Source organism: Gordonia liuliyuniae (genome assembly GCF_021739025.1).
In the GTDB taxonomy this organism is placed as follows: domain Bacteria; phylum Actinomycetota; class Actinomycetes; order Mycobacteriales; family Mycobacteriaceae; genus Gordonia; species Gordonia liuliyuniae.
This window is the reverse complement of record NZ_JAKKOT010000008.1, coordinates 57,207-79,389: the sequence shown is the minus strand read 5'-3', so window position 1 is coordinate 79,389 and position 22,183 is coordinate 57,207. Positions and strand designations below refer to the sequence as shown.

General features: G+C 67.5%; 24 protein-coding genes. 5 read left to right on the top strand and 19 right to left on the bottom strand.

Annotated elements, in window-relative coordinates; all coding sequences use genetic code 11:
• Positions 1-105: 105 nt before the first annotated feature.
• Positions 106-366 (bottom strand): glutaredoxin family protein, encoded by a 261-nt coding sequence (locus L5G28_RS17635; protein WP_237002669.1) that lies wholly within the window; start codon positions 364-366, stop codon positions 106-108.
• Between the two features lie 119 nt (positions 367-485).
• Here L5G28_RS17635 and L5G28_RS17630 point away from each other — a divergent pair, with 119 nt between their 5' ends.
• Positions 486-1,637, top strand: coding sequence for an HAD family hydrolase (locus tag L5G28_RS17630; protein WP_237002668.1), 1,152 nt, complete (start codon positions 486-488; stop codon positions 1,635-1,637).
• A 55-nt stretch (positions 1,638-1,692) separates the two neighbouring features.
• On the opposite strand, the gene L5G28_RS17625 is transcribed toward L5G28_RS17630, so the two are convergent.
• From L5G28_RS17625 to L5G28_RS17585, 9 genes are all read right to left on the bottom strand, one after another.
• Positions 1,693-2,805 carry a lysophospholipid acyltransferase family protein gene (locus L5G28_RS17625; protein WP_237002667.1) on the bottom strand — a complete coding sequence of 371 codons (1,113 nt, stop codon included), beginning with the start codon at positions 2,803-2,805 and terminating at the stop codon, positions 1,693-1,695.
• A 42-nt stretch (positions 2,806-2,847) separates the two neighbouring features.
• Positions 2,848-3,912: an NAD-dependent epimerase/dehydratase family protein gene (locus L5G28_RS17620; protein ID WP_237002666.1), complete on the bottom strand. Its 1,065-nt coding sequence runs from the start codon at positions 3,910-3,912 to the stop codon at positions 2,848-2,850.
• Positions 3,913-4,017: 105 nt separating this feature from the next.
• Positions 4,018-4,119: a 30S ribosomal protein bS22 gene (locus L5G28_RS17615; protein ID WP_003402602.1), complete on the bottom strand. Its 102-nt coding sequence runs from the start codon at positions 4,117-4,119 to the stop codon at positions 4,018-4,020.
• Positions 4,120-4,377: 258 nt separating this feature from the next.
• A complete protein-coding gene (locus L5G28_RS17610; protein ID WP_008377474.1) occupies positions 4,378-4,620 on the bottom strand; it encodes a helix-turn-helix domain-containing protein in 243 nt (80 codons plus the stop codon).
• Positions 4,621-4,805: 185 nt separating this feature from the next.
• A complete protein-coding gene (proC, locus tag L5G28_RS17605; RefSeq protein ID WP_237002665.1) occupies positions 4,806-5,681 on the bottom strand; it encodes a pyrroline-5-carboxylate reductase in 876 nt (291 codons plus the stop codon).
• A gap of 4 nt (positions 5,682-5,685) precedes the next feature.
• Entirely contained in the window at positions 5,686-6,561 is an 876-nt protein-coding gene (locus L5G28_RS17600; protein ID WP_237002664.1) for a thioesterase family protein, read from the bottom strand.
• Position 6,562: 1 nt separating this feature from the next.
• Entirely contained in the window at positions 6,563-7,432 is an 870-nt protein-coding gene (locus L5G28_RS17595) for a sugar phosphate isomerase/epimerase family protein (RefSeq protein ID WP_237002663.1), read from the bottom strand.
• Positions 7,433-7,442: 10 nt separating this feature from the next.
• Positions 7,443-8,612 (bottom strand): Rv0497 family membrane protein, encoded by a 1,170-nt coding sequence (locus tag L5G28_RS17590; protein ID WP_237002662.1) that lies wholly within the window; start codon positions 8,610-8,612, stop codon positions 7,443-7,445.
• Between the two features lie 20 nt (positions 8,613-8,632).
• Positions 8,633-9,598, bottom strand: a complete 966-nt coding sequence (locus L5G28_RS17585) for a Ppx/GppA family phosphatase (RefSeq protein WP_237002661.1) — start codon at positions 9,596-9,598, stop codon at positions 8,633-8,635.
• A gap of 88 nt (positions 9,599-9,686) precedes the next feature.
• On the opposite strand from L5G28_RS17585, the gene L5G28_RS17580 reads away from it, so the two are divergent.
• Positions 9,687-10,532 (top strand): DUF3109 family protein, encoded by an 846-nt coding sequence (locus L5G28_RS17580; protein ID WP_237002660.1) that lies wholly within the window; start codon positions 9,687-9,689, stop codon positions 10,530-10,532.
• A gap of 7 nt (positions 10,533-10,539) precedes the next feature.
• Here L5G28_RS17580 and L5G28_RS17575 read toward each other — a convergent pair whose 3' ends face one another.
• The 7 genes from L5G28_RS17575 to mshA all read right to left on the bottom strand — a co-directional run bounded on the left by L5G28_RS17575 (position 10,540) and on the right by mshA (position 17,391).
• Entirely contained in the window at positions 10,540-11,229 is a 690-nt protein-coding gene (locus tag L5G28_RS17575; RefSeq protein ID WP_236998875.1) for a winged helix-turn-helix domain-containing protein, read from the bottom strand.
• Positions 11,226-12,404, bottom strand: coding sequence for a sensor histidine kinase (locus L5G28_RS17570; protein WP_237002659.1), 1,179 nt, complete (start codon positions 12,402-12,404; stop codon positions 11,226-11,228). Before L5G28_RS17570 ends, L5G28_RS17575 begins: the two co-directional genes overlap by 4 nt.
• Positions 12,405-12,531: 127 nt before the next feature.
• Positions 12,532-12,837 carry a GNAT family N-acetyltransferase gene (locus L5G28_RS17565; protein WP_236998873.1) on the bottom strand — a complete coding sequence of 102 codons (306 nt, stop codon included), beginning with the start codon at positions 12,835-12,837 and terminating at the stop codon, positions 12,532-12,534.
• Positions 12,838-12,937: 100 nt separating this feature from the next.
• Positions 12,938-13,684, bottom strand: coding sequence for a phosphoglyceromutase (locus L5G28_RS17560; RefSeq protein ID WP_237002658.1), 747 nt, complete (start codon positions 13,682-13,684; stop codon positions 12,938-12,940).
• A 76-nt stretch (positions 13,685-13,760) separates the two neighbouring features.
• Positions 13,761-15,365 carry an AMP-binding protein gene (locus L5G28_RS17555; protein WP_237002657.1) on the bottom strand — a complete coding sequence of 535 codons (1,605 nt, stop codon included), beginning with the start codon at positions 15,363-15,365 and terminating at the stop codon, positions 13,761-13,763.
• Positions 15,366-15,431: 66 nt separating this feature from the next.
• A complete protein-coding gene (locus L5G28_RS17550) occupies positions 15,432-16,007 on the bottom strand; it encodes a type III secretion system chaperone family protein (RefSeq protein WP_236998869.1) in 576 nt (191 codons plus the stop codon).
• A gap of 46 nt (positions 16,008-16,053) precedes the next feature.
• Positions 16,054-17,391: a D-inositol-3-phosphate glycosyltransferase gene (gene mshA, locus L5G28_RS17545; protein ID WP_443669975.1), complete on the bottom strand. Its 1,338-nt coding sequence runs from the start codon at positions 17,389-17,391 to the stop codon at positions 16,054-16,056.
• 134 nt (positions 17,392-17,525) lie between these two features.
• On the opposite strand from mshA, the gene L5G28_RS17540 reads away from it, so the two are divergent.
• The 3 genes from L5G28_RS17540 to L5G28_RS17530 are packed head-to-tail and all read left to right on the top strand — an operon-like array spanning position 17,526 to position 20,094.
• On the top strand, positions 17,526-18,452 hold the full coding sequence (locus L5G28_RS17540; RefSeq protein WP_237002655.1) for a metal ABC transporter solute-binding protein, Zn/Mn family: 927 nt from the start codon (positions 17,526-17,528) through the stop codon (positions 18,450-18,452).
• Positions 18,449-19,243 carry a metal ABC transporter ATP-binding protein gene (locus L5G28_RS17535; RefSeq protein ID WP_236998866.1) on the top strand — a complete coding sequence of 265 codons (795 nt, stop codon included), beginning with the start codon at positions 18,449-18,451 and terminating at the stop codon, positions 19,241-19,243. Before L5G28_RS17540 ends, L5G28_RS17535 begins: the two co-directional genes overlap by 4 nt.
• A 23-nt stretch (positions 19,244-19,266) precedes the next feature.
• The gene (locus L5G28_RS17530; RefSeq protein ID WP_237002793.1) at positions 19,267-20,094 is read left to right on the top strand and encodes a metal ABC transporter permease; all 828 of its coding nucleotides are present in this window, start codon (positions 19,267-19,269) and stop codon (positions 20,092-20,094) included.
• Between the two features lie 6 nt (positions 20,095-20,100).
• Here the strand turns inward: L5G28_RS17530 and L5G28_RS17525 are convergent, their stop codons facing one another.
• Positions 20,101-20,610, bottom strand: coding sequence for a DUF2599 domain-containing protein (locus tag L5G28_RS17525; protein ID WP_237002654.1), 510 nt, complete (start codon positions 20,608-20,610; stop codon positions 20,101-20,103).
• Entirely contained in the window at positions 20,607-22,160 is a 1,554-nt protein-coding gene (locus tag L5G28_RS17520; protein WP_237002653.1) for a carboxylesterase/lipase family protein, read from the bottom strand. The genes L5G28_RS17525 and L5G28_RS17520 overlap by 4 nt, the downstream gene beginning before the upstream one ends.
• Between the last annotated feature and the right edge of the window lie 23 nt (positions 22,161-22,183).

The following is a 22,183-nucleotide window of genomic DNA, read 5'->3' as shown; positions in this document are numbered from 1 at the left end:
GCGGCGCCACCGTGATGGGCACATGTGTATCCAGGCTAGATCACTCGATGCCGGGAATGCACCCCAACCCGTCGGTGAGACGGCCTACACCGGGCGCCCCGGCGCTCAGCGGCGGCCGTCGAGATCGGTGCGCAGGCGAGGCTCGTCGACTTCCCAGTAGCTGTGCTCGTCGCCGTCGAGCACGATCACGGGGACGCGGTCGCCGTATTCGGCGCGAAGGGACGGGTCGCCCGCCTCGGCGGCTGCGTCGACGTCGACGACCGACGGTTCGATGCCGTAGTCGGCGAGGACGGTGCGCAACTGCTGTTCGGCGGCGGCGCACGCATGGCATCCCGCGCGCGTCATGAGTTCCACGGTGGCTTTCATAGTCGACGATTGTGCCAGCGGACTCACTGTCGCCGCTGGAGGGAGCCGTTCGGCGTGCGCCGCGATAGGCTGGCTGCAATGCATGATTGAGCTCGCTCGCAACGAATGGGAGGTGGCCGATGAGCCGCGATTCGATCGACCCAGATCACGAGATCACCTCTGACGGCGACGATATGCTTCTACACGGTGACGACGCCGAACTCTACGAGGCGGCCGAACTCGAAGCCGAGCAGTTCGACGTGGATCCCACGGTGGATCCGGACGGCGACGACGTCCAGCACGACCGGGACGGGGCGCGACTGACCGGCCCCGACGAATGGGACGGGCCGACCGACGAGGACGAGTTCCATCGGATGACGGCCTGGCTCAACCGGCGGGCGGGAAAGTTCCGGCAGACCGCCGAGGAACTGCGTCAGACCCTGGCCGGTGAGGCGTCGGCACGCGCCGCCATCGAATCGCTCGGCAGCCGGATACCCGTCGACGGGCAGGGCCAGGTCCGAGATCTGACCGCCGCCGCATTCTTCGACGTGGACAACACGCTGGTGCACGGAGCGTCGATCGTGTTGTTCGCGCGCGGGCTGGCGCAACGCAAGTACTTCTCGTACGGCGACATCGCCAACGTGGCGTGGCAGCAGGTCAAGTTCCGGATCACCGGCAGGGAGAACATGGACGACGTCGCGCAAGGGCGTGACAAGGCGCTCTCGTTCATCGCAGGCCGCGAGACGTCCGAATTGGTGCACCTCGGCGAGGACATCTACGACGAGTTCATCGCCGACAAGATCTGGCCCGCGACGGCCGCGCTCGCGCAGCGCCACCTCGACGCCGGACAGCAGGTCTGGCTGGTGACCGCCACCCCGGTGGAACTGGCGCAGACCATCGCCAAACGTCTCGGGTTGACCGGTGCGTTGGGCACCGTCGCGGAGAGCGTCGACGGTCGGTTCACCGGACGCCTCGTCGGCGACATCCTGCACGGGGCTGGCAAGGCGCACGCCGTCCGGTCGATCGCGGTTCGTGAAGGCCTCGATCTGAAACGCTGCACGGCGTATTCGGACTCGCACAACGACGTCCCGATGCTGTCGTTGGTCGGAAACGCCGTCGCGATCAACCCGGACGCGGATCTGCGCGACGTCGCACGCGTCCGAGGCTGGGAGCAGTACGACTTCCGCACCGCCCGCAAGGCGGCCAAGTACGGAGTCCGGTCGGCGATGGTCCTCGGCGCGGCGGGCGGCGCGGCGGCCGCAGCCACCCGGGTGCTGCGCAAGCGCGACTGACCGACCGCCCACACCCAGGTAGACCACCCAGCTCAGCTGACCCAGCTCAGATGGCTCAGCCCAGGTAGACGCTTCCGCGGCGGCTCAGCATGCGGAACAACGTCTGCTGGATCTCTTCGCGGACGTGGTCGGTCACGTCGAAGACGACCATCGGATCGTCTGCGGCCTGCTCGTCGTAACCTTCGGTGACGATGGGCTTGCCGAAGTGGATGTGCCACTTGGACGGCAGCGGGATCGCGCCGAGCGGGCCGAGCCACGGAAACAGCGGCGTCACGGGAAAGTACGGGAGGCCGAGAGTTCTCGCCAGCGGTTTGAGGTCGGCGATCATCGGATAGATCTCTTCGGAGCCGACGATCGACACCGGCACGATCGGGGCCTGCGTGCGAATCGCGGTCGTCACGAAACCGCCGCGTCCGAACCGCTGCAGCTTGTAGCGGTCCTTGTACAGTTTGCCGATGCCTTTGTAGCCTTCGGGCCACACGGCGGTCAGTTCGCCTCGACGCAGCAACGCCTCGGCATCGCTGTTGCATGCGAGCGTCGCACCGACCTTGCGGGCGAGGTCGCTGACGACGGGAGTCGCGAACGCCATGTCGGCGGCCAGGATCCGCAGGTACCGCTCGTTCGGATGGTTGTCGCGCACCGCGAGGGACGTGACCACGGCGTCCACCGGAATCGATCCCGCGTGGTTGGCGACGAGCAGGGCGCCGCCGGTCGCCGGCAGGTTCTCCACGCCGGTCACTTCGACGCGGAACCAGTTCTCGTAGATCGGCCGCAGAGCGGGGAACCACACCGATTCCGCGAAGTGCGGGTCGAAGCCGAAGTCGTCGACGGTGTACTCGCCGGTCATGCGTTCGCGGATGAAGCCGGAGGTCGCGATCAGCGAGTCAGCGACAGCACTCCGGATTCCGCCGAGACTGAACAGGGGAGAATTCGCAACGGATCCGACGGAGGAGGGCTCCGGCTCGTCCTGCACGTCGATGCCGTGGTGGATCGGGGTGACCGGTGCGCTCGGACGACCAAAGCCGTCGGTGTTCGGGTGCCCGAGCGGGCCGGACCCACCGGCCCCGCCCCCACCGACTCGGGACCCACCGACTCTGGGGTCGGTGTAGAGGGCGATCACCTTGGCGGTTCGTTCGTCGCTGGGCTCACCTGCCACGGCCACAGTCATCCCCCTCTCGTATGGCTTCCATCGTACGTGCACTGGGCGGGGTCACTGCAGCGCGGTCGCGGCCACCAATGCCCGAGCCTCCAGGTCGCGCCAGGTGTCCGCGGAGATCAGCGGGGACGTCTTGCCCCTCGTGACGAAGTCGTCGAGTGTCTGCGACGTCGTGTACTTCGGTTCGAACTCGAACTCGGTGCGCATGCGGGTGTTGTCCAGGACCCGACCGTAGGTCAGATACCCGGTGTGGCCTGCGCGCATCGCGGGCAGCGCGCCGTCGCGCAGCACCCCGATGATGGGTTGGATCATGCTCGCCGCGACCGGCAGTCGGACGTGGCCCGCCCGGCTCACCGCCTGCGCCAGGCTGACGACGCCGTCACCCGCGATGTTGAACGTTCCGGGTCGACGGTTGAGCGTCGCGTGCTCGACTGCCGCCAACGCGTCTTCCTCGTGCAGGAACTGCAGGCGCGGCGAGAATCCGAAAGCGGCGGGCACCACCGGCATCGACAGATACGACCCGATCCGCGTCTTGATTCGCGGCCCGAGCATCGACTGGTAGCGCAGGATCGTCACATCGATGTCCTGCCGTCGCCGAGCCAGGCCGCGGACGTAACCTTCCACGTCGATGAGGTCCCGACCGTAGCCACTCTTGGGCTCCTTGCGGGCGGGGGCGCCTTCGGCGAACATCGCGGGGTCGCTCCCACTGGCCCCGTAGACCATGCCGGTGGACCGCAGAATGAGTCGTTTCACCGACGGACTGCGCTGGCAGGCGGCACACACCTGCATCGACCCGACCACGTTGAGTTCTTTGATGGCCGCGGAGTGCTCAGCGCCGTCCATGATCGACGGCGCCGCGTGCACGACGGTGTCGACGTCGTACGTCGCGATGGCCTTCGCGATCGCCGGGCGGCGGATGTCCAGGCGGAGGAACTCGGCGCGCCCCATCCGACGCATCAGATCCTTGCTCGGGATCCGGGAGTCGACGGCGACGACGCGTTCGATCGCTGGATTGGCGGCGAGCCTCGCCACCAGGTAGCCGCCGAGGAACGACGACGCGCCGGTCACCAGGACCGACCGCGGCGTGATCGGTTCGTCGGCGTCAGAGTCTCGCACCATGGGACCAGGTTAAGGGTCTCGGCTCCACGCGACCAGCGGGAGGGGGCTCAACCAGCCGAAGAGGCGGGAAACAAAGAACCCGCCCGGTGAGGGGCGGGTCTTCGATCACTTACCGAGTTTACGACGCTGCACTCGTGTGCGGCGGAGAAGCTTGCGGTGCTTCTTCTTCGACATGCGCTTGCGGCGCTTCTTGATAACGGAACCCATGGGGCTCTCCCTCACGATCGATGCGGATGAACTTGCCGCCGGCGTGAACCGGCAATGCTTGTCGGGGCCGTCGCCGACTCAAGCAATCCTCGCGGATACCGGGGCGACAGCGACCTGGTGTTCGATCCTACCGCTCCGGTGAACACGACACGAAATCGGGCGGTACAGCCGCCGTCCCGCCGCGTCGCCCGGACGTGCATGAACCGCCTGCCGCACACGGCGGCAGGCGGTGGTTCTCATGCTCTACCCGTACTCGACCTAGCCTGCGTCGAAGTACGAGGTCTCCAGATACTCGTGAACAGCCTTCGCGTGCACGCGGAACGAACGTCCGACGCGAACCGCGGGCAGCTCACCATTGTGGACGAGTCGGTACACGGTCATCTTCGAGACCCGCATCAGGGACGCGACCTCTGCGACAGTGAGGAACTGCGACGCAGACGATGCGTTCGCAACTCCACGGTCGGCGAAGTCGTTCCGTTCTCCCGGCTTTTCTGCAGCCATGAATTTATAACCTCCGGTGCACGCATCGCGGCCACCGGCTTCCCCTCCGGCGGACATCAGACACGTACGTGCTGCGAGCAGCTTAGCGTGGCAGATGTGATTAGTGCGACGTGAGTGGCTCAAAAAGAGTCGATTCCGCCGACACGAGCCGCGTTCAGCGAGCATCACCGCTGGCAGCGGCGCTACTATCCGCCGACACCGGATTCCGGGGTGAACGGCGACGCGGGCCGCGAACCCTCAATCTCGGGTCGACGTGCCATGCGTGCGCTGGCTTCGGCGCAAGCCGCCGTCGCCTCGTTGACCGCGTGTCGGAGGCCGTACCGCTCGAACTCGCGCAACGCCGCGGCGGTCGTCCCACCCGGCGAGGTGACGGCCGCCCGCAGATCGACCGAGGTGAGTCCGGACTCGGCGAGCAGCACACCCGACCCCTTGACCGTCTGGACGGCCAGTTCGGCCGCCTGCGCACGCGTCAGACCGAGCGCGACACCCGCGTCGATCATCGCCTCGACCATCAAAAAGAAGTAGGCGGGGCCCGATCCCGAGATCGCGGTGACCGCGTCGAGCGACCTCTCCGGCACCACCATCACTTTGCCGACCGTTTCGAGGAGTCGCACCGCGAGCGCGACCTGATCGTCGTTGGCGTACCGCCCCGGGCTGACCGCGGACATCGCCTCGTTGACGAGCATCGGGGTGTTCGGCATGACACGGACGACCGGGGATCCAGCCGGCAGCGACGCCTCATAACGGCTCGTCGGGACTCCTGCGGCCAGGCTGACGGTGATCCGCTCCTCGTCGCCGTTGTCGTCGGCCTTCCCCAGCGATTGGAGAACGGTGTCGACGACGTCGGGCTTGACCGCGACGAACACGACTCGCGCGCCGTCGACCGCATCGGTGACGTCGTCGGTGACGCGGACCCCGTAATCGTCGACCAGTTCGGCGGACCGCTCCGCAAAGCGTTCGACGACGACCAGATCGCGCACCGGTTTGCCCGCGTTGATCAATCCGGCCAGGAGCGCCTCGCCGATCTTGCCTCCACCGACAATTGCTACCCGCTCGGTCATGTGATCACTTGCCTTTCGTTGATTGGGGGATGAGGGCCAGCTGTCGCGAGTGCGCGACGACCGCTCCGGTGGAGTCGAGCACCAGATGGTCCTCGTTGAACATGCCCTTGCCGACTTCCTGCGTCGTCGCCTCGAATCGCAGCCAGCCGGGCGCCGGCCTGCGTCGCACGTACGTCGTCAGCTGCACGGTCGGCGCCCAGCCGAACATGCCGAGATTCATCAGGACGGGCGGTGAGATGTCGCACACGAGCACCGGGAAGTCGAGATCCATGCCGTCGGGCTGGTCGGCGACGTCCTTGGGTCGAACCCATCCGCGTATCACCGGCTCGCTCTGCGCGCCGCGCGCGGCGGCGAACGTCGCGCCGTCGAGCACCAGGTCCAGGGCCGGGCCGAGGTGCATGATCTGACCGATCGGCGTCTCGTCGATGCCCAGGCCGGCGTCGTCCGGTTCGACGGGCAGCGGATCGATCATGCCGGGCAGCCGGTACGTCGGGGCACCGGAGTCCACTCGACCGAGTGTCACCGTCGACGACACCATGACGCGTCCGCCCTGGATCACGTCGACGCGCGCGAGGTTCACGGTGCGGCCGCGTTTGACGATCGACACGGCGACGTCGACCTCGGCGGGATCGGGTGCGGCCAGATAGTCCGAGGAGACGGCGATCGCGGTGACGTCGGCGAGCGCGGGCACGTCATCGGGAGCGGCGAGGTCGGCCAGTGCCGTGCGAGCCGCTTTCGCGGCCAGCATCTGGGTGCTGCCGCCGTGCACCTTGGGGCCGATCGTGAACGTCGGGTCGATCGTCGCCCGGTAGACGAGGTCGTGCCCGGTCCCGGCCTGCTCGATTCGCCTCACGGCGAGCAGTCCACCGAGTCGTGTCATCTCATTCCTCCGAGTGGTCGCGCCGCAGATGAGTGCGCGCGAACTCCAGCGAACGCGCGAGCATCGCGGCGCGTTCGTTCTTGGTTCTCGCCGACGTGGTGTGGACTTCGAGCACCACGGCGCCGTCGAAGTCACTGGCTGCGAGCGAGTTGCACACCTCAACGCACGGTTGGCTGCCGTCGCCGGGGATCAAGTGCTCGTCGTGGGCGGCTCCGGTTCCGTCGGTCAGGTGCAGATGCTTGAGGCCGGTCCCCATGCGGGAGGCCATCGCAAGCGCGTCGTGCCCCGCGGTCGCGACATGCGACAGGTCGAGCGTGTAGTTGTCGTAACCGGTGGCCGTCGGGTCGATCGGCTTGCCGAACGCCGATGCGCTGGCGCCTGGTCCGCCGCCGCGGCGCGCCATCCGCCGCGATGCGGTGTCACCGCCGCCGAATAGTCGATCGGCCCGCATCGGGAACATGTTCTCCACCGCGACCGACACGTCGGACGACTGCTCGAGCCGCGCGACCAGGTCGTCGAATGCGACGACGTAGTCGCGCTGCCACCGGAACGGCGGGTGCACGACCACCGTCGACGCGCCGAGGTCTTCGGCGGCCTGTACCGAGCGCACGAGTTTGGCCTTCGGGTCACGCCCCCAGACCCGCTGCGAGATCAGCAGGCACGGTGCGTGCACCGACAGCACTGGCACCTGGTACTCCTGGGACAGCCGGGCGACGGTGGCGATGTCCTGGCTGACCGGGTCACCCCACACCATCAGTTCGATGCCGTCGAATCCGAGGTCGGCGGCGTATCCGAACGCCGCCTCGGTGCTCTGCGGGTAGACGGAGGCCGTCGACAGGCCGACCGGGATCGGGAACCGCAATCGGGTCAAGGTGCGCGCTCTACGGTTGCGCCGCGAGGAGGACGAGCGGCCCGATGGTCACGACCATCCCGACGCCGAGCGCCAGCAGGGTGGTCGGCAGATCACGCTTGCGCAACACGTGGGCGAAGGTGACGACCGCGAAGATCACCACGACCGCAAGGACCAGCGCCAAATACACGTAGCTCTTCCACAGTTCGGTGAAGCCCCAGAACAGACCGGCGCCCACCGCGAGACCGAGGACCAGTTCGCCTGCGAACGCCAGCCAGCCGAGCACCGGCGACGGCTCTGCTTCGTCCGCCGCACGGGTCTCGTCGTCAGCGGTCGCAGCGCTCGTATCGGTATCGGCGGCGTCTGAGGTCGCAACGGCGGCTTTCGTCTCCTCCGCTTTGCGCCCGGCCGTCTTGCGCCCGGCCGTCTTTCGCCCGGCCGTCTTGCGCCCGACCGTCTTGCGCTCTGCCTTCCGTTCGGCCCTCGCGGCCCGGCGCGCGGCCCAGCCGGTCGGTTCCGGTTCGTCGTCGGATTCGATGTCCGCATCGAGATCGAGGTCTGCGTCGGAGTCAGGCTCGGTTCGAGTGTCGGGCTCGGTTCGAGTGTCGGGCTCGGGTCCGCCGTCGAGCTCGGGCCCGCCGTCGAAGTCGGTGAGAGCAGCCGTCTCGGAAACCCCAGTCTCCGGCGTGTTCGTGCCGGAGACAACGGGGATCGATGCGGTCTGTTCGAACGGTGACGGCCCGTCGTCGGTCCGCACCTGCATCGTCGACGTCGTGTCCGCTGCGACCGAGCGGTACTCCATCGGGGGCAGATCGTCGTCGATGAAGTCGTCGTCGCGGACCGCGCGCAGAGTTCCGGTGTCGGCGTCCGGATCGTCGGTGACCACCGGGATGATTCCGGTCACCGCGTTCGCCTCGGGCTCGGGATCGGTCGTCGGAGAGTAGCTCGGCATACCGCTGGCGCCGACGACGCGCGGCGGCCGAGTCGCGTCGGCCTGCTTCTCGGTCCGGTACGCAGGCATCCCCGAGGAGGTGGTCGTATTCGCCGCCTGCTCGCCCTCGCGGCCCGCGCGCCGGACCGACATCGACTCCGAGCGCGGAAACGCGTCGTCGTTCTCAGAGCGTGCGATCAGCTCGGATACCGTGATCGGCTTCGACTCCGGTTCGGATTCGTCCGCCATGTGGTGGCCCCGTTCCTGCATGTCTGGATGGTGGTGGTCTGTCAGTCCGCGGTCTGGATCGGATTGGTCGTCATTGTGCCTGCGGGCTCGGCATCGAGGCGGCGCAGAATGACTCCTTCCCGTAGTGCCCACGGACAGATATCGAGTGTATCGACTCCCAGTGAACGCATCGCCGCCTCGGCGACCAATGCGCCCGCGACGATCTGCGGAGCACGGTCCGCGCTGACTCCTTCGAGTTCGGCTCGGTCGGCCGTCGTCATCCTCGAGATGAAGGCGGTGAGTTGCCGCAGCCCACTCACCGTCAAGGTGCGTTTGACGCGGGGGCCTGCCCCGGACGGGGCGGCGCCCGTCAGCCGCGCGAGCGACCGGAACGTCTTCGACGATCCGACCGCGAGATCGGCTTTGCCGACCGCGCGCAGGTCGCGCGCGGGCTGCTTCAGCTCGGCGTCGAGCCAGTCGCGGAGCATGGAGACTCGTCGGCGGCTCGGCGGGTCGTCCGGCAGCCATTCGCGCGTCAGCCTGCCCGCACCGAGCGGTAGCGACAGCGCGACCTCGGGTTCTTCGTCGACGCCGTTCGACATCTCCAGGCTGCCGCCGCCGATATCGAGAGCGAGAATGCGGCCTGCGCTCCACCCGTACCAGCGTCGGACGGCGAGCGAGGTGAGCCGCGCTTCATCGGTGCCGTGGAGCACTTCGATCTCCAGGCCGGAGGCGTCCTTCACGCTGCGGAGCACGTCGTCGCAGTTAGTGGCGTCACGGACCGCGGACGTCGCAAACGCCATGATCTGCTCGCACCCGGACGAGTTCGCGATCCGGGTGAACTCTTCGGTTGTCGAAACCAGCGCTTGCGCACCGGAATCGCGCATCCGTCCCGCGTCGTCGATCTCCTCGGCCAGCCGCAGCACGGCTTTGGTCGAACTCATCGGAGTGGGATGGCCACCCCGATGCGCGTCGACAACGAGCAGATGCACGGTGTTGCTGCCCACGTCGAGCACTCCAAGTCGCACCGGTTCAAACTACTCGGCGATACACGTCGATGCGAGTCACGACGCGATTGACGACTACGGTGGACCCGCAGTGTCGAGAGGATTTCCCGTGTCACCAGAGCAGCCGCAACCGTCCCCCGCGCGCGAAGTCGACCTCGATTTCGCGCGGGAATGGTACGAGTTCGTCGACCCCGCCGACCCCGAGCATCTGGTGAGCGCCGACCTCACCTGGCTGCTGTCCCGGTGGACGTGCGTGTTCGGCACCCCGGCGTGTCGTGGCATCATCGCGGACCGTCCGACCGACGGGTGTTGCACCCACGGCGCGTACCTGACCGACGACGACGATCGTGACCGTCTGGCCGCGGGGGTCGCCATGCTGACACCCGACGACTGGCAGTTCCATGACGAGGGGGCAGGCGACGATCCGCTCGGGCCGGGCGGATATCTGGAGGAGAACGAGGACATCGACGGCGAACCCGCGTTGAAGACCCGACTGCACGACGGCGCGTGCATCTTCTTGAACAGGCCGGGTTTTGCCGCCGGACAGGGCTGTTCGCTGCATTCGATGGCGTTGCGCAAGGGCCTCGAACCGCTGACGGTGAAGCCCGACGTGTGCTGGCAGCTGCCGATGCGTCGCGAACAGGACTGGGTGACCCGCCCCGACGGGACCGAGGTCTTGAAGACCACGCTCACCGAGTTCGATCGGCGAGGGTGGGGCGAGGGCGGGCACGACCTCGACTGGTACTGCTCGGGGTCGCCGGACGCGCACATCGGCGCGACCCAGGTGTACGAGTCGTACCGCCCGGAGCTCATCGAACTGATCGGCGAGCAGGCTTACGCCGTGCTCGCCGACGCGTGTCGTCGCCGCGACGGCCTCGGCCTGATCGCCGTCCATCCGGCGACGGCCGCGGCCACCTCCCGCCGCGAGACCGATCTGAAGTACGAACAGATGTAGGTGCGCGCTACGCCTCGAATTTGTACCCGAGTCCTCGGACGGTCACCAGGTGTCGCGGCTGCGACGAGTCCGGCTCGACCTTGGACCGCAGGCGTTTGACGTGGACGTCGAGTGTCTTGGTGTCGCCGACGTAGTCGGCACCCCACACGCGGTCGATCAGCTGGCTGCGGGTCAGGACGCGGCCGGAGTTCCGCAGCAGGTATTCGAGGAGGTCGAATTCCTTGAGCGGAAGCGTCAGTTCGGCGCCGCCGACGCTCACCGTGTGCCGTTGCACGTCCATGCGGACCGGCCCTACTTCGATGACGCCGATCGCGGCGTCCTCGTCGTCGGCGACGACACCGCCGCGGCGCATCACCGCCCGGATCCGCGCGATCAGTTCACGAGCCGAGTACGGCTTGGTCACGTAGTCGTCGGCGCCCAGTTCGAGCCCGACCACCTTGTCGATCTCGCTGTCGCGCGCGGTCACCATGATGACCGGCGTCGTCGACTTGGCGCGGATGGACTTGCAGATGTCTGTTCCGGACACTCCGGGGAGCATCAGGTCGAGCAAGACGATGTCCGGGTTGATGCGATCGAATGCGGGCAGTGCCTGCGTTCCGTCATTGACGATGCTCGCCTCGAAACCCTCCTTGCGGAGCAGGAAGGCCAACGGGTCGGCCAGCGATTCTTCGTCTTCGACGATCAGTACATGCGTCAACGCGACTGTTCCTCTGAGTAGGCCGGGGTTTCATCGATAGGTATGTAGAGGCTGAACGTGGAGCCGGTCCCCGGCTTGCTCCACAACCCGATGTGTCCGCCGTGGCTGGCTGCCACATGCTTGACGATTGCCAGGCCGAGACCGGTGCCGCCGGTGGCACGTGACCTCGCCTTGTCGACTCGGTAGAACCGTTCGAACACTCGTTGCTGGTCTGCGGGCGCGATGCCGATGCCCCGGTCGGTGACCGCGATGCACGCCATCGGACAGTCGTCGATGATGGCTTCCTTGCGGCTGACCGACACGACGTCGCCCGTCGGCGAGTGGTTGATCGCATTGACGAGCAGGTTGCTCAGTGCGGTGAGGAGCAGCGTGCGGTCCCCTTGCACGGTCAGCGCGCTCGGCTGGTCCACGACGAGTTCGATCTCCGCGACCTCGGCGGAGACACCTGCTCCCGCGAGCGCGTCGTCGACGAGTGCGTCGACGTCGACGGGGACGAGGTCGGCGACGCTGCCGTCCTGCAGCTTGGACAGTCCGATGAGCTCGTTGACGAGCGACCCCATTCGAGTCGCCTCTTTGAGGACTCTCCGCCCGAAGTGCTCCACCGCGCTCGGATCGTCACGCGATTCGAGCATCGCTTCGGCCATCAGGCTGATCGCACCGAGCGGGGTCTTCAGTTCGTGGGAGACGTTGGCGGCGAAGTCGCGACGGGTCGCCTCGACGCGCTGGTTGGTGGAGTCGTCGTCGCCGTACACGAGTACGAAGCGTTCGCCGTTGACCTCGGCGAGGCTCGCCACGCACCGGACGGTGTCGACCGGGCGCGGCACCGCGCGACCCGCGGAGACGAAACCGAGGGTCGAGTGCGGCGGCGAGAAGTCGAAGCGGCGGTCGGCTCCGGTCGACATGACTTCGGCGACGCCTTCGGCGATCGCGTCCGCGAGGACGCCGCGCACCATGCCGAGTTCGGTGGCCCGGTCGTTGAACATCACGACGGTGTGGAATTCGTCGACCATCACGATCCCGGTCTCCGCTTTCGCCACCATCATCGTGAGCAGATGGGTGCGGGACACGTCGGTGGCATCGACCGGGTCAAGTTGCCCGGCATCGACTCGCGCCGGACCGAACCGCCCATTCGCCGCGGCACCGTCGATCAGGCGACCCCCGCTGGTTTCGGACACACCCGGAATCTTACGGTCACCGCCTGGAGTTCGCAGCTTGGGCAGCCAGTCTTCGCCGTCCATTCACGCCGGAGCAATGCTGGTTACACGCAAATGAACTCCCGATGATCGGCGCTCGCCGCGCCGGTCACGACGCGACGAGGTCCGAATACTCCGGATGCTTCTCCAGGTAACTGGCGACGTACGTGCAGACCGGGACGACGCTTCGCCCGTTCGCCCGGATGTCGTCGAGGACTTGCTTGACCAGCTCGGCCGCGAATCCCCTTCCGCCCCAACGGTCGTATATGACGGTGTGCGTGAGGGCGAGATGGTCACCGTCGGTCGTGTAGTCGATGTACCCGACCTCGACCGGACCCGAATCATCGTCTGCGAGGTCAGCGCGGTAGCGCTCACGCTCGGCCAGATGTGTCACCGAAATCGTCGCGTCTGCCATGCCTTCCAATGTAGCCGAGGTCACAGGCGAACGCACCGATTGTCCCGGAGTGGAGGACGCACCCAGGGAAAGCGCTCAGGGTGCGAATTGGCGAGTGTCGCTACTTCTTCTCGCCCTGCGCGGCGACGGCCGCGGCGCCCGCCGCGGCCGCCTCTGGATCGAGGTAGACGCCGCCGGGCGTGATCGGACGCAGATCCTCGTCGAGGTCGTACCGCAGCGGGTTGCCGGTCGGGATGTTCAGCCCGGCGATGTCCTCGTCGGAGATCCCGTCCAGGTGCTTGACCAGGGCGCGCAGCGAGTTGCCGTGCGCGGCGATCAGCACGGTCTTACCGGCCCGGAGGTCGGCTTCGATCGTCTGGGTGTAGTACGGGATGAACCGCTTGACGACGTCGAGCAGGCATTCGGTGAGAGGCACGTCGATGCCGTCGTATCGAGGATCCCCGACCTGGCTGTATTTGGCGTCGGCCTCGATCGCGGGCGGAGGCGTGTCGTAGCTGCGGCGCCACAGCATGAACTGCTCGTCGCCGTACTTTGCCTTGGTCTCGGCCTTGTTCAGGCCCTGAAGTGCACCGTAGTGACGTTCGTTGAGTCGCCAGTCGCGCACCACCGGGATCCAATGGCGGTCTGCGGTGTCGAGTGCGATCTGTGCGGTGATGATCGCGCGACGCAACAGCGACGTGTAAAGGACGTCGGGAAGCAGATGGTGCTCGGTGAGGAGTTCGCCCGCGCGGACCGCTTCGGCGCGGCCTTTCTCGGTCAGCGCGACGTCCACCCAGCCGGTGAACTGGTTGGACGCGTTCCATTCGCTCTCGCCGTGACGCATCAGGATCAGGGTGCCGTTGCTCATGTACGTCAGTTTCCCATATCGCTAACGGCGCACCTGGTCGCGCCCGCGGTCGATGACCGAGGAGCTGCGGTCCGCACTACCCCCGCAGATTCTTGCGCAGGATCTTGCCCGATGCCGACTTCGGAACCGTTTCGATGAACTCGACGGCACGGACCTTCTTGTACGGGGCGACCCGTTCGGCGGTGAAGGCGACGACTTCGTCCTCGGTGAGCTGCGCACCCTCCTGCAGGACGACGAACGCCTTCGGGATCTCCTCGCCGTCTGCGTCGTTGACGCCGATCACCGCGGCGTCGGCGATCTGAGGGTGGGTCAGCAGCAGCGCTTCGAGTTCGGCGGGCGGCACCTGGTAGCCCTTGTACTTGATGAGCTCTTTGAGGCGGTCGACGATGGTGACGCAGCCGTCGTAGTCGACGGTCGCCATGTCGCCGGTGCGCAGCCAGTGGCCGTCGACGATCGTCTCGGCGGTGGCCTGGTCGTTGTTCAGGTATCCGAGCATCACGTTGGGTCCGCTCACCCATAGTTCCCCGGGCGCGGACGTGCCTTCGGCTGGCGGATCGACGTCCTCCCCGGTGGCCGGGTCGACGATCCGGTTCTCAGTGTTCGGGATCGGCCATCCGCACGACTGGAGCGACGCGGGCCGGCCCATGGTCGTCTCTCCCCCGTCGAACGGGATCACGTGGCTGACCGGCGACAGTTCGGTCATGCCGAAGCCCTGCAGCATCCGCAGGTCCAGCCGCCGGGCGACGGTGTCACCGAGTTCCTCGTCGAGCGGCGCGGCGCCCGAGACGATGGTGTGCAGCGACGACACGTCGTACTGGTCGACGATCGGATGTTTGGCGAGCGCGACGGCGATCGGGGGCGCGATGAAGGTGTACGTCACCTTCCGGCTCGCGATGTTCTCGAGGAAGGCGACGAGGTCGAACTTCGGCATGACGACCAGCGTCGCCCGGGCCTTGAGAGCCGCGTTGAGCAGCACCGTCATCCCGTAAATGTGAAAGAACGGGAGCACTGCGAGGACGACGTCGTCGCTCCGGAAGCCTTGGATGGGCGCGGTCTGGGACACATTCGCGACGAGGTTCCGGTGACTGAGCTTGACCCCTTTCGGGTTCCCCGTGGTGCCGGAGCTGTACGGGAGCGCGGCGACGTGCGTCGCCGGGTCGAAGGACACGTCGGGCGCGGACAGGCCTGCGCCGAGGAGTTCTGCGGCGTTCGGATGCCCGGTCGACGCAGACCCCTCACCGTCGAGGACGACGACGTCGACGTCGGCGATGCCGACCGCACGCGCGGCTTCGAGAGCCTGCGGCGCCATCAGCGAGATCGTGATGATCATCCGGGCGTCGGAGTTCCGCAGCTGTTTGGTGATCTCGTTCGCGGTGAACAGCGCGTTCAGCGTGGTCGCGGTCGCTCCGGACCGCAGGACGCCGTGGAAGACGGACGCGAACGCGGGGATGTTCGGCGACAGGATCGCTACCACGTCGCCGACCCCGACGCCTCGGGCGGCGAGAGCGCCCGCTGCGGCGTCGATCTGGGCGACGAGTTGACCGTAGGTCGTGGTGGCTCCGGAGACACTGTCGACCAGCGCCGCCCGGTCGCGGTCGTCGTCGGCGAGAGAACCGAACAGGAAGTCGTAGACGCTGACGTCGGGGATGTCGACGGCCGGGAACGGGGAGGCGAATGTCATGGCGGTCCTTCGTCGGTGGAGGAGATCCGCCCGACCATACCAATCCCTGTTGTCACTGTCGGCGGTTCACTCCCCGGACGGCTCACCTATGTCGTCGAGTGCGCCCGATTCAGCTAGCGGCGGGATCTCCGGCAGGTCATCGGGGTCGATCAGGTGGGCGAACGCCTCCAGGTTCTTCATGGGCTCGCCGCGCGCGGATCGCCACGCCCACTCGCGTTTGATCGACGTGAGGAAACCGATCTCCAGGATCTGATTGAAGTCGCCGTCGGCGGCTTCCAGGACTTGCCCGAGCACGCGGTCGATCTCGTCGCGGCTGACTGCGTCCGCCGAGATCCGGCCGACCAGGTAGATGTCGCCCGCATTGTCGATGGTGTAGGCGACGCCGTACAGCCGCCGGTTGCGCTTGAGTAGGTACCGGTAGACCGCTTCGAGTTCCTCGTCGGCGCGACGGCACACGAACGCCTCCACTCGGACCCCGTGCATGCCCGCCGTCAGCAGGACCGTCGTCTTGAGCTTCTTCTCGCCGGGCAGTTCGACGACGAGATGCTCGGATTTCGCGCCACCGGAGGACTTGCGTGCGTAGTCGATCCCCGATTCGTCGAGGGCGGCCCGCAACGTCGCGGTGTAGTCGGTCGTGGTCATATGGTCTCCATCCGTCGATCCGCTGCACTCGAAGTGCGGGGAATGCTCACACCGTCAGCCGGGTCCGCCCACGCCGACGGCGCAGACCGAACCGGCCGGTTCCGCGCCCGCCGACCCCGCGGTACCCGACGAGAGCACGGTCGTAGCTGGCCAGCAACGCATCGGTGGTGTGCTCCCACGAGAACTTCTCGGCGTGTACCGCGGCCCGCACCCCCATCGCGCGCAGCCGATCTGGGTCCGCGAGCAGACCCGCCAGCGACTCGGTCCACTCCGCGATGCCGTGTCCGGCGACGAGTTGTCCGGTCACGCCGTCGGCGACCGCCACGCACAGACCGCCGACGTCGGCGGCCAGCACGGGGATCCCACACGCCTGCGCTTCGACGGCGACCAGCCCGAAGCTCTCCGAGTAACTGGGGACGGAGACGAGATCGGACGCCCGGTACACCTGAGCGAGATCGTCGGGCGCCTGGGGCGGCAGGAACGTGACCCGTTCGGTCACGCCGAGTTCGGCGGCCAGCTCGATGAGTGTCTCCGGCAGACCGGCGCCGTTGCCCGACGGTCCGCCGACGACGAGGAGCCGCAGTCGGCCGGTGCGGTCGGCGTGGATCAACGGCGCCATGGCCCGCAAGAGCACGTCGGGCGCTTTCAGCGGCTGGATGCGACCGACGAATGTGACGAGCACGTCGTCGGGGTCGAGGCCGAGCTTCGCGCGCGCCGCGAGCTTGGATCCTGGCGAATACCGGTCCAGGTCCGCCCCCGGGACGACGACGTCCACCCGCGACGGATCGGCTCCGTACAGGTCGACCAGTTCCGAACCCTCGGTCGCCGTGTTCACCACCAGCCGGTCAGCTTCGTCGACCACCTGCTGCTCACCGATGACGCGCAGCATCGGTTCCGCGGTGTCGCCGATCGCGAGCGACGCGTTCTTGACCGCGGCGAGCGTGTGCGCAGTGTGCACCAGCGGGACGCCCCACCGGTCGCGGGCCAGCCAGCCGACTTGACCGGACAGCCAGTAGTGAGAGTGGATCAAGTCGTAGTAACCGGGATCCTGCGCCGCTTCGGCGCGCAGCACATTGGCCGAGAACGCGCACAGCTGTCCGGGCAGATCACGTTTGTCGAGGCCGTCGAACGGTCCGGCCGGCACGTGGCGCACGGTGACCCCGGGAGCGGCCTCGACGCTCGGTTCGTCGGCCGACGACGTTGCCCGCGTGAAGATCTCAACTTCCACGCCGCGCCGCGCCAGACGGGTCGCGGTCTGCCACACGTAGACGTTGAGTCCGCCGGCGTCGCCGGTCCCCGGCTGCGCGAGCGGCGACGTGTGCACGGAGATCAGTGCCAGCCGCCGCGGGAGGTGTCGACCCGTCATGTCCTCCAGCGTAACCATCGGAGAATACGGCGATCGGCGACGGTGACAGATGCACGTTCACGCATCGCTTCGACAAACGATTCGTCCGAGCCTTAGTATTGTCGGTAACGATTGTCATTACATTTCAGCCTTGAATCCGGAGCCCTCACCGCATGCCTTCTGCACGTCGTTTCCGCCTGGCCGCCGCCCTCGCGTCGGCCGCAGTCCTGACCGCAGGCCTCGCCGCCTGCGGTGACGATTCCGGACCGCAGGACACCGACCATCCCGTTGTGGTGGCGTCGACCAGCGTGTGGGCGTCGGTCGCCGACGCGGTCGCAGGCGACAACGCCGACGTCTCCGCGCTCTTCGACACCCCCAACGGCGATCCCCACGAGTTCGAGCCGACCAACGCCGACGCCGCGCGCGTTCTCGACGCGAACGTGATCGTGATGAACGGCGGCCACTACGACGCCTACATGGAGCGCATCGCCGCCGACGCCGAAGGCCACCAGGTCAGCGCCCTCGACGACGAGCACGAACACGAGGACGGGGACCATGAGGGTCACGACCACGATGCCACCGAGCACGCGTTCTACACGCTGCCCGTCGTCGCCGACACCGCCGACGACATCGCAGACGCGCTCGCCGAGGTGGCCCCGGCTCACGCCGACGAGTACCGCGCGAATGCCAAGGCGTTCCGTACCGAGATCGACCAGCTGCGCGCCCGGATGACCAAGCTCGGTTCCGACCACCCGAACACGGAGGTCGCGGCGACCGAGCCGCTCGCGACGACCCTGCTGAGCGAGGCCGGGATCACCGATGTCGCACCCGCCGGATTCACGGCGGCTGTCGAAGAGGGCCAGTCACCGTCAGCCGCCGACCGAGCCGCCTTCGACGATCTGTTGCGGGCTCACCAGGTCTCGGCCCTGCTCTACAACGTGCAGTCGGTCGACCCGGCGACCGAATCGGTGCTGGCCACTGCGAAGTCGTCCGGCGTGCCGGTCGTCGAGGTCACCGAGTCGCTGCCCGAAGGCGCCGACAGCTACGTGGCCTGGCAGTCGGCACAGATCGCACAACTGGAGAAGGCGCTGAACGCGTGAGTGAGGCCGTACTGCGCTTCACCGGGTCCGGGCTGTCGTTCGACACTCGGACCCTGTGGCGTGACTTGGATCTGGATGTCGCACCCGGCGAGTTCATCGCCGTGCTCGGCCCGAACGGTTCTGGGAAGACGACGTTGCTCCGCTCGGTCCTCGGACAGGTTGCGCTCACCGAAGGTGACGTGACGGCGAACGGACGCATCGGCTACATCCCGCAGCAGCACGCAGACGACTCCGACACGATGATGCTGCGCGGCCGCGACCTCGTCGGTTTCGGCGCTGACGGCGGATCCTGGGGCATGGGCCTGCGTGGCCTGCGCTCACGCCGCACCCGAGTCGACGCGGCGCTCGCCGAAGTCGACGCGACCCGATACGCGAACACCGCCGTCGGCTTGCTGTCGGGCGGCGAACAGCAACGCCTCCGGATCGCGCAGGCGTTGACGCGCGACCCGTCGATCCTGTTGTGCGACGAGCCGCTCGCGAGCCTCGACCTGACCAGTCAGCAGGTGGTCGTGGACCTTCTCGACGCCCGACGGCGACGCGCGCGCACCGCCGTCCTGTTCGTCACGCACGAATTGAACCCCGTGCTGCCGTTCGTCGACCGCGTGCTCTACCTCGCCGACGGCAGATTCCGGATCGGGACCGTCGACGAGGTGATGAACTCGGCGGCCCTGTCCGATCTGTACGGCAGCCCGATCGAAGTGGTCCGCATCGGCGGGCGACTGGTCGTGGTGGGCGGCGAGGACTCCCACCACTGCGTCGAGCACGGCTACGCCGACGAGGCGGCTTCGTGACCTCGACGCCCCTGGCAGCGAACATGGGGCAGTTCTTCCAGTTCTCGGAGACCGGCCACCTGCTGTCGTACACGTTCGTGCAGCAGTCGCTGCTTGCGATAGCCCTCCTCGGTCTCATCGGCGGCGTCCTGGGGCCGATGATCGTCGCGCGCCAGATGAGCTTCGCGGTGCACGGCGCAGCCGAACTCTCGTTCACCGGTGCGGCCGCCGCGCTCCTCGCCGGGGTCGGGGTGAACATCGGCGGCGTGATCGGCGCGGTCCTCGCGGCCGCCGTCTTCGGTCTGCTCGGTCAGCGCGCACGCGAACGCGATTCGGTGATCGGCGTCGTCATGGCGTTCGGGCTCGGCCTCGGCGTCTTGTTCCTGTCGCTGCACGGTCGCGTCGGGCAGGGGTTCGCCCTGCTGACCGGCCAGGTGGTCAGTGTCGGCACGGACGGTCTGATCGCCGTCGGCGTCACCGCAGCCGTCGTTCTCGTCGTCTACGCGATCATCTACCGGCCGCTGCTGTTCGCCAGCCTCGACCCCAGAGTCGCCGAGACGGCTGGAGTCCCCACCCGATTCCTGTCAGTGGTCTTCGCGATCCTCGTCGGTCTCGCGGCGGCACAGGGTGTGCAGATCATCGGAGCGCTACTCGTGATGAGCCTGCTGATCACCCCGGCCGCGGCGGCCGCGCGGCTGACGGCTGACCCGACCAAGGTGCTGATGCTGTCAGTGGTGTTCGCCGAACTGGCAGCGGTCGGCGGCCTCATCCTGTCACTCGCACCCGAACTCCCGGTGTCGGTCGCAGTCACGACCATCTCGTTCGCCGTTTACGTGATCTGTCGACTCGTCGGGACGCGACGCCGGGACTGATCAGCGCTACTTCTCTTCCGGAAAACCCGGGTTGCACCGCGTCGAGATCATCTCCGACTCGCTGACGACTGGCCGCCGCGGTTCGAGGTTCCAACTCGTCTTCTCCGGGTCGACTAGGCGCGCGAACGTCCAATGGCAGTCGAACTGAGCACGCATGCCCGGCCTGTCGGCGTCCGGATGCAGCGCGAGGACCTCGCCCCACGCTTCGTCGCCCGCGGTGCCGCCCGAGACGTCCCGTCCGTTGCGAGTCGGCCGGACCTGCAAGCTCGGCCCGACTTCGGTGTCCACCCAGTCCGCACCCTCGATGTAGGGCGGCGGCAGCGTCGGAGTCTGGGATGTTGACTTCTGGGATGTCGGAGTCTGGGATGTCGGAGTCTGGGAACTCTCCTCCGAGGCGGTCTGCGGCAGAGTTGTCGAGATCGTCGGTTCGGCGATGTCGACGCCGGAACTGCACGCGCCGACCAGCAGTATCGCCGCACACACCGATACGAGCAGCGCCGGTCGCCGACGAGTCACCCGCTGACCGCCAGATGCACGCGCTCCCACGCGCGACGCCGCGCACCGTCGGGATCGACGGCGACATGCGACGGATCGTCGAGAATCATCACGCGGCGGTCCTCGACCGTGTAGCGCGGCCAGCTCGGCGACGGCACCCCCTTGCGGGCGAACCAACTCCAATGCGACTGCATCGTCGCGGTGATCCGCTTGGTCGAGCCCCAACTGCCCGCGGCGGCGAGCCCCGCACCGATCGGGTCACGGTAGATGCCGAACACGGCGAACAGTTCGGTCGCATGGGTCGCGCCGATCCCCGTCGCGTTCAACACGGTCGGCGCATAGTCGTAGCGGTAGACGTAGGTCGGCGCGTGCACGCTGTGGTATCCGGCGAACATCTGGGTCGGAATCCAGAACGTCGCGTCGGCGGACAGGCGCACATGGTCTCGTGTGCCCGGGTAGAGCAGTTCCAGTTCGGTGCGGATCTCGGGGTCGTCGACGCCGACCAACGCCTGTGAACCGTCGGGCAGGATGTTCCAGAACCGTGCGAACAACTCCCCCTCGTCCTTGTTGTGCCCGATCATCAACGGCACCTGGTGCGTATTGCCGTCGCGCGCTGCGTCGTTCGGCCGCTGCGGCAGGTAGTCGCCGTCGACGGTCGGCGCGAACGGCATCGGATCCGACAGTCCGGCGGCCCGCGCGAAACCCAGCAGTCTGTTGCCGGTGCGCACGAGGTCCATCCCACTGGCGGCGTCGACGACGCGCGCGACGACGTCGGGATCCATCGGCGGATCGGTGCGTTCGGCTCCGTCACGACGCGTCGGGTCGATGAGCAGTCGTACGAACTCGTCGGCGAAGATCCGCGCGTTGTCTTTGTCCACCACCAGGTCCGGAGCCGGACTCTGCGAGATCGCGCCGGCGAACAGTCCGGCTGCGGCAGGAGTCGACAGCAGGGTGAGCGCCGCCGACCCGCCCGCACTCTCCCCGAATACGGTGACCCGGCCGGGGTCGCCGCCGAACGCGGCGATGTTCCGTTGCACCCACTCGAGTCCGGCCACCATGTCGCGTAGACCGAGGTTCGAGTCGAATCGCCGCTCCGGCGTCGAGTAGTCGGACAGGTCGAGGAACCCGAGCGGACCGACACGGTAGTTGACGGTCACCACGATCACGTCCCGCGAACGTGCGAGGTATGCGCCGTCGTAGATCGGGGTCGACGTGCTGCCGAGGATGTATGCGCCGCCGTAGTTGAACACCATCACCGGTCGCGGCGTCGACGACACCGAGTCGGGTGTGAACACGTTGACCGTCAGGCAGTCCTCATGGCGCGGCTGGAAGCGGCCGGCGCCGCGGGCGGTGAACAGCTTGTCCTGGACGGGCGCGTTCCCGTAATCCTCACAGTCGAGGACCCCTGGCCACGGCATTACGGGTTCGGGGGCACGCCATCGACGCTGACCGACCGGCGGCGCCGCGAACGGGATGCCCTTCCACGCGATCGTTCCCTTGCGCCCGCCGCGGCCGCGGTATCCCTGAACTGCGCCGTCGGCGGTCGTCACCGTCGTGTCCATCACTGCCATGCGCCCACACTATAGGCGACACG

Bases quoted from the DNA above. Each gene is read 5' to 3' on its own strand.
- L5G28_RS17635 (WP_237002669.1), bottom strand. From the start codon at position 366: ATGAAAGCCACCGTGGAACTCATGACGCGCGCGGGATGCCATGCGTGC.
- L5G28_RS17630 (WP_237002668.1), top strand. From the start codon at position 486: ATGAGCCGCGATTCGATCGACCCAGATCACGAGATCACCTCTGACGGC.
- L5G28_RS17625 (WP_237002667.1), bottom strand. From the start codon at position 2,805: ATGACTGTGGCCGTGGCAGGTGAGCCCAGCGACGAACGAACCGCCAAG.
- L5G28_RS17620 (WP_237002666.1), bottom strand. From the start codon at position 3,912: ATGGTGCGAGACTCTGACGCCGACGAACCGATCACGCCGCGGTCGGTC.
- L5G28_RS17615 (WP_003402602.1), bottom strand. From the start codon at position 4,119: ATGGGTTCCGTTATCAAGAAGCGCCGCAAGCGCATGTCGAAGAAGAAG.
- L5G28_RS17610 (WP_008377474.1), bottom strand. From the start codon at position 4,620: ATGGCTGCAGAAAAGCCGGGAGAACGGAACGACTTCGCCGACCGTGGA.
- proC (WP_237002665.1), bottom strand. From the start codon at position 5,681: ATGACCGAGCGGGTAGCAATTGTCGGTGGAGGCAAGATCGGCGAGGCG.
- L5G28_RS17600 (WP_237002664.1), bottom strand. From the start codon at position 6,561: ATGACACGACTCGGTGGACTGCTCGCCGTGAGGCGAATCGAGCAGGCC.
- L5G28_RS17590 (WP_237002662.1), bottom strand. From the start codon at position 8,612: ATGCAGGAACGGGGCCACCACATGGCGGACGAATCCGAACCGGAGTCG.
- L5G28_RS17565 (WP_236998873.1), bottom strand. From the start codon at position 12,837: ATGGCAGACGCGACGATTTCGGTGACACATCTGGCCGAGCGTGAGCGC.
- L5G28_RS17560 (WP_237002658.1), bottom strand. From the start codon at position 13,684: ATGAGCAACGGCACCCTGATCCTGATGCGTCACGGCGAGAGCGAATGG.
- L5G28_RS17555 (WP_237002657.1), bottom strand. From the start codon at position 15,365: ATGACATTCGCCTCCCCGTTCCCGGCCGTCGACATCCCCGACGTCAGC.
- L5G28_RS17550 (WP_236998869.1), bottom strand. From the start codon at position 16,007: ATGACCACGACCGACTACACCGCGACGTTGCGGGCCGCCCTCGACGAA.
- mshA (WP_443669975.1), bottom strand. From the start codon at position 17,391: ATGGTTACGCTGGAGGACATGACGGGTCGACACCTCCCGCGGCGGCTG.
- L5G28_RS17540 (WP_237002655.1), top strand. From the start codon at position 17,526: ATGCCTTCTGCACGTCGTTTCCGCCTGGCCGCCGCCCTCGCGTCGGCC.
- L5G28_RS17530 (WP_237002793.1), top strand. From the start codon at position 19,267: ATGGGGCAGTTCTTCCAGTTCTCGGAGACCGGCCACCTGCTGTCGTAC.
- L5G28_RS17520 (WP_237002653.1), bottom strand. From the start codon at position 22,160: ATGGCAGTGATGGACACGACGGTGACGACCGCCGACGGCGCAGTTCAG.